This window comes from Ruegeria sp. YKSF131 (assembly GCF_059612645.1).
Genome location: NZ_JBXWQZ010000039.1, coordinates 1 through 17740, shown reverse-complemented (window position 1 = coordinate 17740; position 17740 = coordinate 1). Strand labels below are relative to the sequence as shown.

At 58.0% G+C, this 17740-nt stretch carries 19 protein-coding genes; 13 read left to right on the top strand and 6 right to left on the bottom strand.

Annotation, left to right across the window (positions count from 1 at the left end):
* Nucleotides 1–222 precede the first annotated feature (222 nt).
* The 4 genes from AC2FLZ_RS14215 (at nucleotide 223) to AC2FLZ_RS14200 (ending at nucleotide 2851) form a co-directional block, all read left to right on the top strand.
* Nucleotides 223–1011, top strand: coding sequence for an exodeoxyribonuclease III (locus tag AC2FLZ_RS14215; RefSeq protein WP_267364327.1), 789 nt, complete (start codon nucleotides 223–225; stop codon nucleotides 1009–1011).
* Between the two features lie 75 nt (nucleotides 1012–1086).
* Nucleotides 1087–2001 carry a thioredoxin gene (trxA, locus tag AC2FLZ_RS14210; RefSeq protein WP_480474140.1) on the top strand — a complete coding sequence of 305 codons (915 nt, stop codon included), beginning with the start codon at nucleotides 1087–1089 and terminating at the stop codon, nucleotides 1999–2001.
* Nucleotides 2002–2027: 26 nt separating this feature from the next.
* The gene (locus AC2FLZ_RS14205) at nucleotides 2028–2669 is read left to right on the top strand and encodes an LON peptidase substrate-binding domain-containing protein (RefSeq protein ID WP_496882310.1); all 642 of its coding nucleotides are present in this window, start codon (nucleotides 2028–2030) and stop codon (nucleotides 2667–2669) included.
* Nucleotides 2666–2851 carry a Trm112 family protein gene (locus AC2FLZ_RS14200; RefSeq protein WP_209504973.1) on the top strand — a complete coding sequence of 62 codons (186 nt, stop codon included), beginning with the start codon at nucleotides 2666–2668 and terminating at the stop codon, nucleotides 2849–2851. Before AC2FLZ_RS14205 ends, AC2FLZ_RS14200 begins: the two co-directional genes overlap by 4 nt.
* Here the strand turns inward: AC2FLZ_RS14200 and AC2FLZ_RS14195 are convergent.
* The gene (locus AC2FLZ_RS14195) at nucleotides 2848–4110 is read right to left on the bottom strand and encodes an FAD-dependent monooxygenase (RefSeq protein WP_496882309.1); all 1263 of its coding nucleotides are present in this window, start codon (nucleotides 4108–4110) and stop codon (nucleotides 2848–2850) included. The genes AC2FLZ_RS14200 and AC2FLZ_RS14195 overlap by 4 nt on opposite strands.
* A 52-nt stretch (nucleotides 4111–4162) precedes the next feature.
* Between AC2FLZ_RS14195 and AC2FLZ_RS14190 the strand changes: the two genes are divergently transcribed.
* The 4 genes from AC2FLZ_RS14190 (at nucleotide 4163) to AC2FLZ_RS14175 (ending at nucleotide 10356) form a co-directional block, all read left to right on the top strand.
* Entirely contained in the window at nucleotides 4163–5491 is a 1329-nt protein-coding gene (locus AC2FLZ_RS14190; protein ID WP_496882308.1) for an amidase, read from the top strand.
* Nucleotides 5492–5599: 108 nt separating this feature from the next.
* The gene (locus tag AC2FLZ_RS14185; RefSeq protein WP_496882307.1) at nucleotides 5600–6781 is read left to right on the top strand and encodes an aminotransferase class I/II-fold pyridoxal phosphate-dependent enzyme; all 1182 of its coding nucleotides are present in this window, start codon (nucleotides 5600–5602) and stop codon (nucleotides 6779–6781) included.
* 14 nt (nucleotides 6782–6795) lie between these two features.
* Nucleotides 6796–9720, top strand: a complete 2925-nt coding sequence (locus AC2FLZ_RS14180) for a DNA translocase FtsK (protein WP_480517832.1) — start codon at nucleotides 6796–6798, stop codon at nucleotides 9718–9720.
* Between the two features lie 39 nt (nucleotides 9721–9759).
* Nucleotides 9760–10356 carry a LolA family protein gene (locus AC2FLZ_RS14175; RefSeq protein ID WP_480474135.1) on the top strand — a complete coding sequence of 199 codons (597 nt, stop codon included), beginning with the start codon at nucleotides 9760–9762 and terminating at the stop codon, nucleotides 10354–10356.
* Nucleotides 10357–10371: 15 nt separating this feature from the next.
* On the opposite strand, the gene AC2FLZ_RS14170 is transcribed toward AC2FLZ_RS14175, so the two are convergent.
* Both AC2FLZ_RS14170 and AC2FLZ_RS14165 read right to left on the bottom strand, forming a co-directional pair.
* The gene (locus AC2FLZ_RS14170) at nucleotides 10372–10953 is read right to left on the bottom strand and encodes a transglycosylase SLT domain-containing protein (RefSeq protein ID WP_209504968.1); all 582 of its coding nucleotides are present in this window, start codon (nucleotides 10951–10953) and stop codon (nucleotides 10372–10374) included.
* 61 nt (nucleotides 10954–11014) lie between these two features.
* Entirely contained in the window at nucleotides 11015–11896 is an 882-nt protein-coding gene (locus tag AC2FLZ_RS14165; RefSeq protein ID WP_480493874.1) for an AEC family transporter, read from the bottom strand.
* A gap of 80 nt (nucleotides 11897–11976) precedes the next feature.
* Between AC2FLZ_RS14165 and hspQ the strand changes: the two genes are divergently transcribed.
* The gene (hspQ, locus tag AC2FLZ_RS14160; protein ID WP_209504966.1) at nucleotides 11977–12303 is read left to right on the top strand and encodes a heat shock protein HspQ; all 327 of its coding nucleotides are present in this window, start codon (nucleotides 11977–11979) and stop codon (nucleotides 12301–12303) included.
* Nucleotides 12304–12338: 35 nt separating this feature from the next.
* Here the strand turns inward: hspQ and AC2FLZ_RS14155 are convergent, their stop codons facing one another.
* From AC2FLZ_RS14155 to AC2FLZ_RS14145, 3 genes are all read right to left on the bottom strand, one after another.
* Nucleotides 12339–13916: a gamma-glutamyltransferase family protein gene (locus tag AC2FLZ_RS14155; protein WP_496715725.1), complete on the bottom strand. Its 1578-nt coding sequence runs from the start codon at nucleotides 13914–13916 to the stop codon at nucleotides 12339–12341.
* A 217-nt stretch (nucleotides 13917–14133) separates the two neighbouring features.
* The gene (locus tag AC2FLZ_RS14150) at nucleotides 14134–14583 is read right to left on the bottom strand and encodes an ATP-binding protein (protein WP_480555038.1); all 450 of its coding nucleotides are present in this window, start codon (nucleotides 14581–14583) and stop codon (nucleotides 14134–14136) included.
* A gap of 21 nt (nucleotides 14584–14604) precedes the next feature.
* Nucleotides 14605–14943 (bottom strand): STAS domain-containing protein, encoded by a 339-nt coding sequence (locus tag AC2FLZ_RS14145; protein WP_480555039.1) that lies wholly within the window; start codon nucleotides 14941–14943, stop codon nucleotides 14605–14607.
* A 102-nt stretch (nucleotides 14944–15045) separates the two neighbouring features.
* Between AC2FLZ_RS14145 and AC2FLZ_RS14140 the strand changes: the two genes are divergently transcribed.
* The 4 genes from AC2FLZ_RS14140 to AC2FLZ_RS14125 form a co-directional block, all read left to right on the top strand.
* Complete coding sequence (locus AC2FLZ_RS14140) at nucleotides 15046–16218, top strand: thiolase family protein (RefSeq protein WP_496715723.1); 1173 nt, start codon at nucleotides 15046–15048, stop codon at nucleotides 16216–16218.
* 76 nt (nucleotides 16219–16294) lie between these two features.
* A complete protein-coding gene (locus AC2FLZ_RS14135; RefSeq protein ID WP_496715722.1) occupies nucleotides 16295–16750 on the top strand; it encodes a GAF domain-containing protein in 456 nt (151 codons plus the stop codon).
* 100 nt (nucleotides 16751–16850) lie between these two features.
* Nucleotides 16851–17369 (top strand): GNAT family N-acetyltransferase, encoded by a 519-nt coding sequence (locus AC2FLZ_RS14130; protein WP_480555044.1) that lies wholly within the window; start codon nucleotides 16851–16853, stop codon nucleotides 17367–17369.
* 125 nt (nucleotides 17370–17494) lie between these two features.
* On the top strand, nucleotides 17495–17740 hold a 246-nt coding region (locus tag AC2FLZ_RS14125), incomplete at its 3' end, for a helix-turn-helix domain-containing protein (RefSeq protein ID WP_496882306.1).

Here is a 17740-nt window from a genome sequence, read left to right as displayed (position 1 = left end):
GAACCTCCGCAAACTTGCAAAGCTCAGACCAATCTCGGCGTGAAGAGCCGAGCAGGAAGACTTCAGCCGCTATTTCCGCCGCGCTTACACATCGACTTTTTCAACAGCATCTCCGCAAAGCTGACAATAAACATTCCGCGTCTGTTCGGCGTCCTTTTCTCGTGGTACCCCAAACTACACCACGCTAACCTCCGCCCAACCGCGACAGAGGATTCCCTGACCATGCCCTTCACACTTGCCACCTGGAACATCAACTCGGTCCGACTGCGCGAACCAATCGTGCTGAAACTGTTGGAAGAAGAGGCGCCGGATGTTCTGTGTTTGCAGGAATGCAAGTCTCCGGTTGAAAAGATTCCGACCGAAGGGTTCGCGGCGCTGGGCTATACCCACATGATTGCCCGTGGCCAGAAAGGATATAATGGCGTCGCCATCCTGTCCCGCCTGCCGATAGAAGAGGTGGGCGACAAGGATTTCGCAGATCTCGGTCACGCGCGCCACATAGCCGGTCGGTTGGAGAATGGTGTGACGATCCACAACTTCTATGTCCCCGCTGGCGGTGATGTGCCGGATCGTGAAGTGAATGAGAAATTTGGCCAAAAGCTCGACTATCTGACGGACATGCGCGATTGGTTCCACGCGGAAAAGCCGGAAAAATCCATCCTCGTCGGCGATCTGAACATTGCCCCGCGTGAGGATGACGTCTGGTCGCACAAACAATTGCTCAAGGTCGTCTCGCACACTCCGATTGAAGTGGAACATCTGGCCGAGACCCAGGACGCAGGTGGTTGGGTCGATATCACCCGGCAGGATATTCCCGAAGGGCAGCTTTTCAGCTGGTGGTCCTACCGGGCCCGCGACTGGGATGCGGCAGACAAGGGGCGGCGGCTGGATCATGTCTGGGCCACGCCCGATATTTCGAATGCGGGTCATTCCAGTCGCATTCTGCGGGATGCGCGTGGGTGGGAGAAGCCCAGCGATCATGCGCCGGTCTTTGCGACTTTCGACATCTGAACTGAAACTCTGCCCTTGGTTTCTGCGACAAGCGATTGCATATAGAGCGCAAGTTCGAACGAAAGAGTGATTGCCATGGACATCCTGAACGGCGCAGCCGCCCCAGCCACCGATCTGATCAAGGACGGGACCGAGGCCACTTTCATGGTCGATGTGGTCGAAGCTTCGCAGGAAACGCCTGTTATCGTTGACTTCTGGGCACCTTGGTGCGGCCCGTGCAAGACGCTGGGCCCGATGCTGGAAGACGCTGTTACCGCCGCCAAAGGCGCGGTGAAGATGGTCAAGATCAACGTGGACGAGGCACAGATGATCGCCTCGCAAATGCGCATCCAGTCGATTCCAACGGTCTACGCGTTTTTTAAAGGGCAACCCGTGGACGGTTTTCAGGGCGCGCTGCCGGGGTCCGAGATCAAGGCTTTCGTAGACCGCGTGATCGAGGCGTCAGGTGGGGAAAGCCCCGGTGGTCAATTGGATGACGCGGTAGTTGCCGCCGAAGAAATGCTGAGCGAAGGCGCAGCGGCAGATGCCGCGCAGACTTTTGCCGCCGTTCTTGGCGAAGACCCGAACCACGCGGCAGCATATGGCGGGCTGGTGCGGGCACATATCGCCACTGGCGATCTGGAGCATGCCGAGGCCATCCTGAACGGTGCACCGGCTGAAATATCCAACTCGGCCGAGGTCGAGGCTGCGCATGCGCAATTGCAACTGGCCAAGCAAGCGGCTGATGCGGGTCCGGTGGCTGATCTGACAGCGGCCGTTGAAGCAGACCCCGAAAATCTTCAGGCCCGGTTTGACCTGGCACAGGCATTGCATGCGAACGGCGAAGTGGAAGAAGCCGTGGCGCAATTGCTGGAATTGTTCCGCCGGGATCGTGAGTGGGATGACGGGGCCGCCAAGACCCAGCTTTTCACGATCTTTGATGCGCTCAAGCCCAATGACCCGATCGTTCTGAACGGTCGCCGCAAACTCAGCTCGATGATATTTGCCTAATTTCTGATCAGAGCTAGAATTGGGACATGATGCATCCCGCCGATCTGCCGGACACCGTATCCGTGTTCCCCTTGCCCGGGGCGCTGTTGTTGCCCCGCTCGCGCTTGCCGCTTCACATCTTCGAGCCGCGCTATTTGCAAATGCTGGACGATGCGCTCAAGACCAAGGAACGGCTGATTGCGATGGTCCAGCCAAATCCTGCGGCCCATGATGAGAACAAACTGCACCGCATCGGATGCGTCGGGCGTGTGACCCAGTTTTCCGAAACGGAAGATGGCCGTTATCTGATCACGCTGACCGGTGTGTCCCGGTTCCGCGTGGTTTCAGAGTTGGACGCTTTCACGCCATACCGGCGGTGCGAAGTTTCGTGGGACGGCTTTGACAGGGATCTGGGCAAGGCCGAAAACGACGACAGGTTCAATCGCACCAAGTTCCTAGCTTTGCTGGAACGCTTCTTTTCGTCCCGGCAATTGTCCACCGATTGGGCTTCTCTGAAAGATGCCGAGGATGAATTGCTGGTGAACTCGCTGTCCATGTTGCTGGACTTTGACCCGGAAGACAAACAGGCCTTGTTAGAGGCCCCTTGCCTGCGCACACGGCGCGAGACGCTGATGACATTGATAGAATTCGCAATGCGAGGCGGATCGAATGAGGAAAAACTGCAATGACTGACCCTGAACACGCCTTTGATCGCCGCATGCTCGAAGCTCTGGTCTGCCCGCAGACGCAAACGACCCTGCGCTATGACGCCGAAAGGCAGGAACTTGTGTCACAGGCCGCAGGTCTGGCTTTTCCCATCCGCAACGGCATTCCGGTCATGCTGGTCGACGAGGCACGGCAGCTGGACTAAATTGGCTGCCCTTGCAGCAGCTTGGGCAAATCTCCGGTCAAACCGGCGGCTTCGCGGACGAAACCGCGCTGCAACCCCGGCAGTGCGCCGACAATTCCCATACCAACGTCTCGCCCAATGCGCAGCAACGGGTTGTCGTTCGAGAACAGTTTGTTGAAAACATCCGTTGCCATCGCAAGAGCAGCGGTGTCGAACCTGCGCCATTCCTGATAGCGTTCCAGCACCATAAGCGACCCGATGTCTTCGCCGCGCCGCCCTGCCATGGTCAGAACCTCTGCCAGCGCGCCGACATCACGCAGACCGGCGTTAAGGCCCTGACCGGCAATCGGGTGCATCCCGTGGGCGGCATCCCCGACCAGTGCCAGACGATCAGCGACAAAGGAATTGGCGATGGTCAGGTTCAAAGGATAGGTGAAACGATCTCCTGCCAGGCGGATTTCACCTAGGAAATCGCCGAACCGTGGGCGTAGGACTTGCAGATAGTCGCCCTCGGGCAGGGCGTTGATCTGTTGCGCGGCCTTGGTGCGTTCGCTCCATACAATGGAACTGCGATTGCCGGTCAGCGGCAGAATCGCCAAGGGGCCTGGCGGCATGAAGAACTGATGGGCAATGCCGTGATGCGGCAGCTCGTGTTCAATGGCGCAGACAAGTGCGGTCTGGCCATACTCCCAACCTGTGCGCTTGATACCTGCGCGGCGCGCGGTGCCGCTGTGGCGGCCGTCACACCCAACCAGCAGGCTGCTGTTCACAGTCGAACCATCGTCCAGCGTCACGGTCACTCCAGTGGTGTCGGCTTGTTGCGACACAACAGTCTTGCCACTCAGCTGAGTGATGCGGGGCTCATCAGCCATAGCGTCCAGAAAGGCGCGGCGCAGGTGACGGTCTTCGACCATATACCCCATCGGGCCTTCTTCTATTTCGGCGTGGTCGAAATGCATGAAAAACGGTGACGGGCCTGTACCGGCGTGGCCGTCTGTGACCTTGATCTCCAGCATCGGTTGGGCGTGTTCCGCAACGCGGTCCCAGACACCGATGGCAGCCAGCAAGCGCTGTGACGCCAAGGCCAGCGCATAGGCTCGCCCGTCGAATGCCGCATTCTTGCGGACCTTCTCTTCCAGCGCATCAATCACTGTGACCGAATGTCCGGTTTGTGCCAGAGCCAATGCCAAAGCCGGGCCGTTCAGCCCGCCGCCCACGATCAGAATGTCAGATGCCTGTGTCATGCCCTGCAATATGCGCGCCCTTTCGGGATTGTCCATGTGCAGTCCTGTCGCTACCGTTCTTTCAAGCCAAAAAGCAGGAGGGGGCGGGATGCAGGATTGGTTGACCATGACGGCGTGTGATTTGGGCCGTGGAATTGGGATGGGCCAGATCGATCCGGTTGAATTGACGGAAACCTACCTGTCCGCAATAGACGCCCATCCGCACCGCGACCGCATCTATGCCCGCGTCACCCATGACCGCGCCCGCGCCGAGGCCGAAGCCGCGCAGCAACGCGCGAAGATGGGATTGCGGCGGTCGTTGCTGGATGGGGTTCCCATTAGCTGGAAAGACCTGTTCGACACCGCTGGTACTGCGACCGAGGCCGGGTCGGCGCTTTTGAAAGACCGGGTGCCGGACGCGGATGCACTTGTGGTACGCCACGCAACCCAGATGGGAACGGTCTGTCTGGGTAAGACGCATATGAGCGAGCTGGCCTTTTCCGGCCTTGGATTGAACCCGATCACCGAAACGCCCCCTTGTATCCATGATGAAACGGCTGTGCCAGGTGGGTCTTCATCTGGTGCGGGCGCGTCGGTCGCCTGGGGGTTGGCGGCCTGCGGGATTGGTTCCGATACCGGCGGTTCAGTGCGAATTCCAGCGGCATGGAATGATCTGGTGGGGTTGAAAACCACGGTCGGGCGGCTGAGCCTTGAAGGCGTGGTGCCGCTCTGCCTGCGGTTTGACACTGTCGGGCCACTGGCGCGATCTGTTGAAGATGCAGCACATATGCTGGCCCTGTTGGAAGGCGGGGCACCTGCAGACCTGAGGGGCGCTTCGCTGAAAGGCCGTCGCTTTGCTGATTTGCAGAACATTGCCAAGGACGACCTGCGTGATGCCCCGCGAAAAGCCTATGACGAGGCCATTGCGAAACTTGCGGATGCAGGCGCTGAGATTGTTCCATTGGACGTGCCCGAGCTGAACGAGGCGATGACCCTGTCCAGCGTCGTCTACACGACCGAGGCCTATGGGTTGTGGCGCGATGTGATCGAGGCCAACCCAGAGGCAATGTATCCCGAAATCCTGGAACGGTTCCGCATTGGTAAGGGCTATTCCGGGCCCGATTATGTCGCGGCCTGGGCTAAGCTCAAGGCGTGCCGCAGTGCCTGGGATGCGGCAACTGCCGGGTTCGATGCGGTTCTGGCACCCACGGCACCGATTTTGCCACCCAATCTGGACCGGTTGATGACCGATCACGACTATTACGTGACAGAAAACCTGCTGGCCCTTCGCAATACGCGGATCGGCAACCTGATGGGGCTTGCGGCGCTGACCCTGCCCACCGGAACGCCCTGTTGCGGGCTGATGATGATGGGGTATCCGAACTCGGAAGAGGCCCTGTTGCGGTTGGGGTCAGCGGCAGAATCGGCATTGGCCTGAATGCCACAATCCACTGATTCGGAACCTCTTTGTCTGGACGAAGAGGTATGCGGGCTGTAATCTGCCAAAAAAACGGGGCGCAAATGACCCCGATATTGAGGCAGTAATATGGATTTCCCCGAGCGGTTTTCGAACCTACCGGAATATGCATTCCCGCGTTTGCGCGCCCTGTTGGATCACCATCAACCGGGCGGTGACGTCGTTCATATGACGATTGGCGCGCCCACGCACGACTTTCCTGCCTGGGTGACGGATGTCATCATGGAAAACGCGGCCGGGTTTCAGGGCTATCCGCCGAACGAAGGCTCGGAAGACCTGCGCGGTGCAATCACGGGCTGGATCAAGCGGCGCTATGGGGTCGAAATGGACTCTGACACCAACGTCATGGCGCTGAACGGCACACGTGAGGGGCTGTATAATGCGGCCATGGCGCTGTGCCCGGAACAGAAGAATGGCAAACAACCGGTCATCCTGTGCCCGAACCCGTTTTATCAGGTCTACATGGTCGCGTCGATTTCGGTGGGTGCGCAACCTTATTTTGTCCCTGCAACCGCCGCGACAGGTCATCTGCCCGATTATTCCAGCCTGTCCGAAGATGTGCTGAACCGAACTGCGGTGGCTTATATCTGTTCCCCGGCCAACCCGCAGGGTGCAGTTGCGTCGCGTGACTATTGGGCTGACCTGATCCGTCTGGCCGAGGCTTACGATTTCCGCATTTTTGCCGACGAGTGCTATTCCGAGATTTACCGTGACCAAGCCCCGACGGGGGTTCTGACTGTCGCGCAGGAACTGGGGGCTGATCCCGAACGGATCACGCTGTTTAATTCCCTGTCCAAACGCTCGAACCTGGCCGGTTTGCGCTCGGGCCTAATTGCAGGTGGACCAAAGTCCATCAGTCAGGTGAAAAAGCTGCGCACCTATGCCGGGTCCCCACTGCCTTTGCCCTTGCAAGCCGCCGCCGCGCGCGTCTGGGCGGATGAGATACATGTCGAGCAAAACCGCGCGCTCTATCAGGAGAAATACGCCATTGCTGATGAGGTGTTTGCGGGCGTGCAAGGTTACATGTCGCCAGAGGCCGGGTTCTTTCTGTGGTTGCCGGTCGAGAATGGCGAGGACGCGGCATTGAAGGTTTGGAAGGAAACCGGGGTTCGGGTTCTTCCTGGCGCATATCTTTCACAAGGCGATCTGGGAAATAACCCGGGCGAAGGCTTTATCCGGGTTGCATTGGTAGCCCCAAAAACAGAGTTGCAGCGTGGTCTGATCACACTCCGCGACTGCATCTATACGTGAGGTACGAGGGCAAAATGGCATCATATAATGCGCGAAACCGCGACCCATTGCTGGACAGCACAACACAGGCAGCCCTGGAGCGACGCAGTAAGGAACTGATCGGTATCGCGCTGATCCTGTTGGGCTTGGCCGCGGCTGCGATGATCTGGTCCTATACGCCCGATGATCCCAACTGGATGGTTTCGACCGATGCACCGGTGCAGAACTGGATGGGACGGGTGGGCGCGTCTATTGCAGCCCCCTTGTTCATGATCGTGGGCTGGGGAAGCTGGGGCATCGCGCTTGTTCTGGCTGGATGGGGTCTGCGTTTTGCGGGCCATTTCGGTGAAGACCGGGCCATTGCCCGCCTGATCTTTGCCCCGATCTGGATCGCTGTAGCCTCGGTCTATGCCGCAACCCTTGTTCCCGGTGCCGAGTGGCGTGCAACGCATAGCTACGGTTTGGGCGGTTTGTTTGGCGACACGGTCATGGGCGCGTTGCTGACGCTGTTGCCGATCTCCTCGCATTTTCTGGTCAAACTGATGTCTCTGGCCATGGCCGTCGGTATGACCGCGCTGGGTGTTTTTGTGCTGGGCTTCACCAAGGCCGACGTGAAACGTGGCTTCCGGGCCTTCATCCTGGGCCTTGTGATGTCTTATGACATGCTGATGACGCTGATGGGGCGCGGTGCGGCTTCGGCCGCGCAAGCGGCACGGGATCGCCGGGCGCAGTGGGAAGAACGCAAGCTTGCTCGGGCTGAAGCGGTCGAGGCGATGTTTGACGACGAACTGGTCTATGCCGACCCTGTTTTTGAAGAACCTGAATTGGGACGCCCTGAACCTCCGGTCAAATCGGGCCTGTTGGCGCGAATGCCGTCGCTTATCCGTCGCCCCGATCCAATGCCCGAACCCGAGCTGGTGGACCCGGAACCGATCGCGGGCTTTGACGACATGCCCGGCGAAGATCGCATCCGCTCCAAAATCTCGGCCGCCGTGCGAAATCGCAAGGTTGCTGTGGGCGAAATGACACCCGAGCCAGATCCCAGCCTGCCGTTGACCAAAGGTCGTGGACGCCGTCCCGATCCGCTGATCCTGAACCAGCATACCTTGTCCGAATTGCCCCCGGAACCGCCGGTGACGGCGTATGGTCTGCGCCCCGAGCCGCAGGTGTCCACTGGTGACACGCCAGAGGCACCAGAGCTTGCTTTGATGGGTTATGAGGCCGGGACGGAACAATACGACTACGCGTCCGAGTTGGATATCGATGATGAATCGGTTTTCGAGGATGTCGCCGATGCCATGCCGCAACCGCGTCAGGCGATGAAGATCCCAGTGGCTGAACCGCGGAAGCCTGTGGTGGCGCAGCCCGTGCGCCGGACACCGTTGCCGTCCCGTCGTGCGCAGGCCGAAGCGCAACCGGCATTGTCCTTCGAGGAACGACACTCTGATTTTGAACTGCCGCCTCTGGGCTTATTGTCCAACCCCGCAAATATCCAGCGCCATCACCTGAGCGATGAGGCCTTGGAAGAAAACGCGCGGATGCTGGAAAACGTTCTGGACGATTACGGCGTCAAGGGTGAGATCGTCAGCGTACGCCCCGGCCCGGTCGTGACCATGTACGAGCTGGAGCCCGCTCCGGGCCTTAAGGCGAGCCGTGTGATCGGTTTGGCAGACGATATTGCGCGCTCGATGTCGGCCCTTTCGGCACGTGTTTCGACACTGCCCGGCCGTTCGGTGATCGGGATCGAGTTGCCCAATGAAAACCGGGAAATGGTGGTTCTACGCGAAATCCTCGCCAGCCGCGATTTCGGCGATGGCAATCAGGCGCTGCCGTTGGCGCTGGGCAAGGATATCGGCGGCGCGTCCGTGGTGGCGAACCTGGCCAAGATGCCTCACCTGCTAATCGCCGGGACCACGGGTTCGGGCAAGTCGGTGGCGATCAACACGATGATCCTGTCGCTGCTTTACAAGCTGACGCCGGATGAATGCCGCCTTATCATGATCGACCCCAAGATGCTGGAACTGTCGGTTTACGATGGCATCCCGCATCTGCTGTCGCCCGTTGTGACCGATCCGAAGAAAGCGGTCGTGGCCCTGAAATGGGTCGTGGGCGAAATGGAAGACCGCTATCGCAAGATGTCCAAGATGGGCGTGCGCAACATCGCTGGCTACAATGGCCGTGTGAAGGATGCGCTGGCCAAGGGCGAGTTGTTCAGCCGCACGGTGCAGACCGGGTTTGACGATGAAACCGGTGAACCAACATTCGAGACGGAACAATTCGCGCCCGAAGCGATGCCCTATATCGTCGTCATTGTTGATGAGATGGCCGATCTGATGATGGTCGCGGGCAAGGAGATCGAAGCGTGTATCCAGCGTCTGGCGCAAATGGCGCGGGCCTCGGGCATTCACCTGATCATGGCAACACAGCGCCCGTCTGTTGACGTGATCACCGGCACGATCAAAGCCAACTTCCCGACGCGGATTTCGTTCCAGGTGACCTCAAAAATCGACAGCCGTACCATTTTGGGCGAGATGGGCGCCGAGCAGCTGCTGGGGCAGGGCGACATGCTTTACATGGCCGGTGGCGCCAAGATCACCCGATGCCACGGGCCGTTTGTGTCGGATGAAGAGGTCGAGGAAATCGTCAACCACCTCAAACAATTCGGCCCGCCCGATTACGTGGGCAGCGTTCTGGATGGACCGGCCGAGGACAAGGTCGACAACATTGACGCCGTTCTGGGGCTGAATACAGGTGGCAACACGAACGGAGAAGACGCGCTGTACGATCAGGCGGTGGCAATTGTGATCAAGGATCGCAAATGCTCGACCTCTTACATTCAGCGGAAACTCGCCATCGGGTACAACAAGGCGGCGCGGCTTGTTGAGCAGATGGAAGAGGAAGGTGTTGTTTCGTCAGCAAATCATGTCGGGAAACGCGAAATCCTCGTCCCCGAGCAATAGGATATTTAATAACAAGGGCAGACAGCCTATCTGTACGGCATGAAACAGATTGCTTTTGCCCTTGCTTTGACACTGGCTGCACCAGCCGCCTGGGCGGCGGAAAAACTGCCGCTTTCGCAAATCTCAAGTTACCTGAACGGATTGAAAACGGTTCAGACAACGTTCACGCAGGTGAATGATGATGGCTCGTTGAGCACCGGGCAGCTGTGGATGCAGCGCCCGGGCAAGATGCGGTTCGAATATGACCCGCCCAACAGCGCTGTGGTGCTGGCGCGCTCGGGCAGTGTACAGATCTTTGATCCCAAATCGAACCAGCCGCCCGAGCAATACCCGCTGAAGCGCACGCCGCTATCCATTGTGCTGGCGCGCAATGTGAATCTTGATCAGGCCAATATGGTTGTCGGCCACAGCTTTGACGGCACGGCCACAGTGGTCACTGCACAAGACCCCAAGAACCCTGAAGCAGGCCGGATTGAATTGATGTTCACCGATAACCCGGTCGAACTTCGCAAATGGGTGATCCATGACAACGCGGGCAGTCAGACCACAGTTCTTCTGGGCGCGCTGACGGAAAGCGATGACCTGGATCAGGGCCTTTTTTCGAACAAGGAAAGACGCGGGTCAGTCAATCGCTGACCCGTTGAGTATGACTCAGTACCGGCAGTTCGCTAATTGCGCCTGATACAGTTGCGCGCGTGCGTCCACGTCATTGGCCACGCTCAACAACCATGATTTGCTGTTGTGGGTGCCGCGTGCGTACCCCGTGTGGCCTTCGTGATAGGCCAGGTATTGATTGCGTGTGTCGCCGGGGTGGATGCCGTTGCGCTCATAGCTTTTGTTCATATACCAGCCGATGAAGTCCGACGCGTCGCGGATGCGATCCCGCTTGGCCCGACGCTTGCCGGTTTCGCGCTGATATTGATCCCAGGTGCCGTCCAGTGCTTGGCTGAACCCATAGGCGCTGCTTTGCCGCCCCATCGGGATCACGCCCAGCACGTAACGGTGTGGGGTACGTGCATCGTGGCGATATCGGCTTTCCTGATAAATCGTGGCCATCTGAACGTGAACCGGAACACCCCATTTCTGCTCGGTGCTTTTGAAAGCCTTGATAAAATCCGGTCGCTCGTGCGCAATACTGCATGCGTCGTTCAGTTTGCTGGGCGGTTGTTTTGACCCGCCGCCACAGGATGCCAAAAGCAGCACCCCGAAGAGTACGATAAGAATTCTGCTCATGTGCCTCATGCCTTTTTTTGTTTATTCTAGCGTAGATTGAGCTCTGAGGAAATCACAATCGCTACAAAACAATGGCAAGAATTACGGGTAACGCCGCCACGGAAAGCACAGTGGACACCATGACCATGCCGGCAACGGCATCGGAATCGGCCTCAAATCGTTCTGCCAGCAAATATGAGGTCACAGCGACCGGCGTACAAATTTGCAGGACCAGAACGCCAAAGGCGACAGTGTCCAGATCAAACAACACTCCAATCCCCCAGCCCAACGCAAAGCAGACGATAAGTTTCAGGACTGACAACCAGAGTGCTTGCCCCAGACTGCGCGAGGTCAGGCGGGCGATTGCCACACCGACCGTGACCAACATCAGCGGAACAGCCATTTGCCCCAAGAGCTCTAACGTGTTGGTTAGAAATGTCGGAGTTTGCCACCCTTGCCACAAAAACACTGCACCCAGAATGGTCGCCCACGCCATCGGCTGGCGCAAGACTTGTCCCCATGCGCCTTTTCCTGCGACTAGGTATATTCCATAAGTGAAAGAAAACAGCGCAGTTACAGACAGAAAGATGACTGCGTAACCCAAGCCAATCTGTCCGAACGCAAAGATACATAGCGGCAAGCCAAGATTGCCGGTATTGCCGAAAATCAGCGGTGACAGGTACGTGCGCTGATCCAGTTTCAATACGCGAACCAGCAACCAGAACACCCCTGCCAGCAGAAGATTTGCGACCAGGGTCGCGGATGTGAAACGCGACAAATCTCCGCCCGGGATGTCGGTTTGCATGAGCGCAACAAAGATCAGACTGGGCATTGCCAGCGTCGTTGCAAAGCGTGTCACAAATTGCAGCCGGTATTCGAACCCCAGTTTGACCCAGGTAAAGCCAATGGCTGCCAAGAGAAAAACCGGGGCCACGATTTCGAACACTGTCAGTATTAGGTTCACAGACTGTTTCCCTGAATTTCACATCAATGATTGGCATTTCGGGCCAAAAACCGTTAGTAAAAGCGGTGGGGGCTGAAACAATGTTAAAGACACGCGCGAAATACGGATTGGGCCAGGTGGTCCGTCACAAGAAACACCCTTTTCGAGGGGTGATTTTTGACGTGGACCCAGAGTTTTCGAACACAGAAGAATGGTATCAGGCCATTCCGGAAGACAGCCGTCCAAGGAAAGAACAGCCGTTCTACCACCTGTTGGCAGAGAACGACCAATCCTTCTATGTTGCTTATGTTTCAGAACAAAATCTGGTTGCAGACTATTCCGGCGAGCCGGTTGAACACCCGGATATCTCCAACATGTTCGGCCCATTCGAAGACGGTGCTTACCCTCTGCATTTCCACCTGAACTAGGTGTGGCGAACCGGTCGGCATTGTACTGCCGCTGATCAGTATCCAAGGGCGCACCCATCCTTGCGCGGGTCGCTGGCACCTTCCAAAACACCGTCTTTTCGGATTCGGATCGCTTGCGCTCCACCAAGCGGAGTTTCCGGAATTTCAATATTGTGGCCGATTTCAGACAATTGTTTCGCCACTTCTTCAGAATAGCCCCGCTCCAGTTTCAGGACACTTCCATCAAAAAAGGCACGCGGCGCGTTGATGCTTTCCTGTAGCTCCAGCCCAAAGTCCCTAAGGTTCGAAACGAAACGCGCGTGCCCGGTCGGTTGATAAGCACCGCCCATGACGCCGAATGGCATCGTGACACGGTAATTCTCGGTCAACATCCCCGGTATGATCGTGTGCATCGGGCGCTTGCCACCAGCCAGTTCATTGGGGTGACCCGGCTGAAGCGTGAACCCCGCGCCCCTGTTCTGAAGCAAGATGCCGTATCTCTCGGACGCGATCCCTGACCCAAAGCCATGAAAGATCGAGTAGATCAGCGACACAGCCATAAGGTCGCGGTCGACCACTGTGATATAGACCGTGTCTTTGTGTATGGCTTCCGTCAAAGGTGCTGCTGCGGGCATTGCGCGTTTTGGGTCAATCAATGCCGCCAGCCTGACTGCTACATCCATATCAAGAAACCGCTCGGCCCGCGCGACATGATCGGGATCAGCAATAAACCGGTTGCGCGCGTCATAAGCCAGCTTGGTGGCTTCAGCCTCGATATGAACCCGTTCTGCTCCAAATGGATCCATACTGGCCAGATCGAACTGTTTTAGAATGTTCAGCAGCAGGATCGCGGTTGCACCTTGGCCGTTCGGCGGGTGTTCGACCAGATCAACACCCTTGTAGGCCCCGCGCATGGGCTGCGTTTCTGTGCACTTGGTGCGGTGGAAGTCCTCGGCGGTGTGGACACCTCCGAGTGCGGACAGAGCCCGGATCATATCCTCGGCAATGTCTCCTGAATAAAAAGCGTCTCGTCCCTGGCTGGCGATCCTGCGCAAGACCTCAGCCTGACCGGGGGCGCGAAAGATCTGCCCGATTGCGGGTATTTGCCCATTGACCAGATAATGATCACGCGCAGCGCCCTGTAATGTGGTCGCCCCTGTTTTCCAGTCAAATGCAACCCGAGGGGCCACCGGAACGCCAGCATCGGCATAGTGGATTGCGGGTTCCAGAATCGCGCCCAGCCCCAAACGTCCTTCGGTTTCTGCAAGGTGACAGAAGGCGTCCACGGCACCGGGAACAGTCACCGCGTCCGGGCCGTTCAACAGTACAGATGACAGACCCTTGTCTCGCAAGGGCTGCGCCCGCGCGGCGGCCGGCGCGCGACCCGATCCGTTCAATGCGCGTATCCGGTTTTCGCCCGCACGGCTGAACAAAACGAAACAATCGCCCCCCAACCCGGTCATCTGCGGTTCGCAAATCCCAAGGAGAACTGCACCTGCAATCGCTGCGTCCATGGCGTTGCCGCCGCGCTCAAGAATATCGATTGCCACCTTGGCGGCCAGCGGGTGCGACGTTGCGCACATCCCCCGCGTTGCAAAAACTTCCGACCGGCCAGGTTTGTGCAGATCACGCATGGTGGTTCTTTCTCCTTAAAACAGGGGAAAGCTATTCTCTGATTGCCGGTTGTCCAGTCAATTCAAGTTGGGGGGAGATCCTCGGCGCCGTTCACTGGGTGGGGGCTGTGATAATTGGCGCCGAGGGAAGCTATCTGAGCTACGAGTCACTGTATGGCGGCGATTTGCGGCGCGACAATGTTTCGAAAATGGCGTTATTGTGGCCAATTGCGGCTGATTACCCGTTCTTGTCAAAGTTAAATCGCAAGGATAGCCGATTGCACCCGTCGCGACGCTCATAACAGATATCGCTGGTAAGTTGATGAATCAGGAACCAGCCGAACCCGCCTTCGGGCAGATCCTGAATGCGGGTTCCCAGTGGTGCTGGTGTTCCGTCTGGTGGTTCGTAGCCGGGCAATGGATGGCCCGTGTCCGAGATCAGAATGTCCAGGCGGTTTCTGTCCAACCGGCATGTGACCTGAACCCCGGCCGGGGCCACGTCCATATAAGCATGTTCCACAACGTTGTTGATTGCTTCTGCCAGTGCGATCTTGACGTCGTCCGCCTTGTGCGGCGGCAACCCTCGTTTCGCCAGTCCGGCACTGAGTTTCGCAATCCCCGCGCTGGCTTCTGTTTCCGCTGCGGGAAAGCTCACTTCCAGGCAGGTCGCGTTACAAATGGGCTCCATGTTGTCGCACTCCTGCTCTTGTCACCTGTCCGGTTTCGACAGGGCGTCATCCAGTGTCGCAAACAACCTGAACACGGTATCCATGCGCGTCAGGCGAAAGACCTTTTCCACCACGGGCTGCGGGCCTGCCAGATCAAGCCTTCGGTTCAGCCCCAGTTGTTTCATGGAGGCCACGATTGCGCCCAGCCCGCTTGAATCGATGAACTCGACACCTGAAAGGTCAAGGATAACCCGATCAGCGCAGGCCTCGGTCTCTGCGCGCATGTCTTCTTTGAACTGAATGGCCATCGCAGCGTCGATCCGGTCAGAGTGAACGGTGATAATCTGTGTCGTACCGTCTGATGTGCTGGTCAGCCCCATGGTCCGGCCGCCCTCCAATTTGAAAATGAGTCGTAGAAATACGCTAGACGCGAATTCTTACCATTCGGTATTCAAGGACCGGACGGCAGGAGGATTATCCGGATGAGAGATGTTGTTATTACAGGTGCTGCCAGAACGCCAATGGGTGGTTTTCAGGGCATGTTCGACGGTGTCGCAGCATCCGAGCTTGGCGGCGCAGCGATTCGTGCCGCGTTAAAGCAGGCAGGGGCACAGACGGTTGACGAGGTGTTGATGGGATGTGTCCTGCCCGCAGGTCAGGGGCAGGCTCCGGCGCGCCAGGCGGGTTTCGCGGCGGGCTTGGGCGAGGAGGTTCCCGCCACCACGCTGAACAAGATGTGTGGTTCCGGGATGAAGGCGGCGATGATGGCCTTCGACCAGATCGCATTGGGTTATGCGGATACAATGGTCGCCGGAGGTATGGAGAGCATGACCAACGCGCCCTACCTGCTGCCGAAAATGCGGGGCGGTGCGCGCATCGGTCATGGTCAGGTGATCGACCACATGTTCCTTGACGGGCTGGAAGACGCCTATGACAAGGGCCGCCTGATGGGAACCTTTGCCGAAGACTGCGCTGAGGCGTATCAGTTCACCCGCGAAGCGCAGGATGAATATGCCTTGAAATCCTTGTCCAACGCACTTTCCGCGCAAGAAAGCGGTGCTTTCGCGGGCGAGATCGTCCCCGTCACAGTGCGCACGCGAAAGGGTGAGATTGTACAGGTGGCTGACGAGCAACCCAAATCTGCCCGTCCCGAGAAAATTCCGACGCTGAATCCCGCTTTCCGCAAGGACGGGACAGTGACCGCCGCCAATTCCTCGTCAATATCCGACGGCGCGGCGGCGCTTGTTCTGGCATCGGCTGAGACGGCAGAAGCGCGAGGGCTGACAGTTCGGGCCCGTATTCTGGGACATGCCAGCCATGCGCAGGCACCCGGACTTTTCACGACTGCGCCGGTTCCGGCGGCGCAAAAGCTCCTGTCCCGCATCGGTTGGAACAAGGATGATGTCGACCTGTGGGAGGTCAATGAAGCCTTCGCAGTTGTGCCGATGGCTTTCATGCACGAGATGGGATTGCCGCGCGACAAGGTGAACGTAAATGGCGGTGCCTGTGCCTTGGGCCATCCTATAGGAGCATCTGGCGCCCGTATAATGGTCACCTTGTTGAACGCGCTCGAGAAACGAAATCTCAAGCGGGGGGTTGCTGCAATCTGCATCGGCGGCGGTGAAGGAACAGCTATCGCGATCGAACGCATTTGACCCTTCATCTTTTTCGAATTACTCCGGGGGTTTCGGGGGCAGCGCCCCCGGGGGTTTTCCAAGGGGTTCGGGACCTATGACCGTCGATTACAGTACGCTGGCCAGTACAATTGCAGCATTGACCGAAGGCGAAACCGATCAGGTTGCCCTGATGGCCACCGTTGCTTGCGAGGTCCATTATTCTGACAACCGTTTCGACTGGACCGGGTTTTACCGAGTGACAGAACCGGGTTTGCTGAAAATCGGCCCGTACCAGGGTGGGCATGGCTGTCTGGTCATCCCGTTCGCGCGCGGCGTCTGCGGGGCGGTAGCGCGCACTGGCGAAGTGCAGCTGGTGCCGGATGTCGACGCGTTTCCGGGTCACATCGCTTGCGCCAGTTCAACCCGGTCCGAACTTGTTCTGCCGGTGCGGAACGCAGCGGGCGAGTTGATTGCAGTTTTCGACATCGACAGCAATCAACCCGATGCGTTCTCAACTGAAGACGCGGATAACCTGTCCGCGATCCTGTCAAAGACCTTCGCACAAGCCTGATTGATTCTCGGTCCGTACAAGGTGCGTCTACCGGTTTCCTCTTTTCGATTTCGCTCGGGGCCTGATAAAACCGGAAAGCCCGATACGTATTGGATTAACCATGGTTCCAGGCCATTTCCGAACTCCGCGCCTTTCGGTTCGCAACTGGAAGGTTGAACTCACCGATCCGCGATTGCGAGCTCGGCTTGAAGATGATCTTGTCGCGCTTCTGACCCCTGCGGTCCTGAAACACCTGCCACCGTCGATGCAGTTGCAGGGCCGGGATATTTCGAACTGGATTGATGACAGACGTGCTGAAAGCGATATTCTGCTTGCGCGCTATAACCGCGGTAACCACCTTATTGGCCTATTCGTGTTGGCCATGAGTACAGAGGCCGATTCAATTCCAAACCTTCACGTTGGCTATCTGATTGCAGAATCCGCTTGGGGGAATGGCTACGCCTCCGAGATGTTGCAAGGGTTGCAGGACGCATTGACGCCTGGGCCTGCCGTGCGTCTCATTGCCGGGGTCGGGCGTGACAATCCGGGTTCAGCCCGCGTTCTGCAAAAAACAGGCTTCACGCTTTGGCACGAGCGCGCCTCTGCCACCACCGATACATATGTTTGCCATATCAGCTGAGTGACCGAAACGTCAGGGCATAGCCAATCCGGAATACGGGCTTGCGTGAAAAAATGCTTGGAAATTTCACGGAATCGAGGCATCGTGAAAAACGAGATCAAATTTTCACGAGAGTTGGAGCCCCCTTGAACAGCCAGGCCCCGCAAAGTGCAACACTTGGTGCAGATATCCGCGCGCTGCGCAAGGCGCGTGGATTGACGCTGAGTGCTATCGCAACCCGGCTGGACAGGTCTGTGGGCTGGCTCAGCCAGGTCGAACGTGACATGTCTGAGCCGTCGATCTCGGACCTGAGGCAGATCGCCGAATGCCTTGGCGTACCCATGTCGATGTTGTTTGCGCATTCGGCGGCACCTGCGGACGAGCAGGGATAT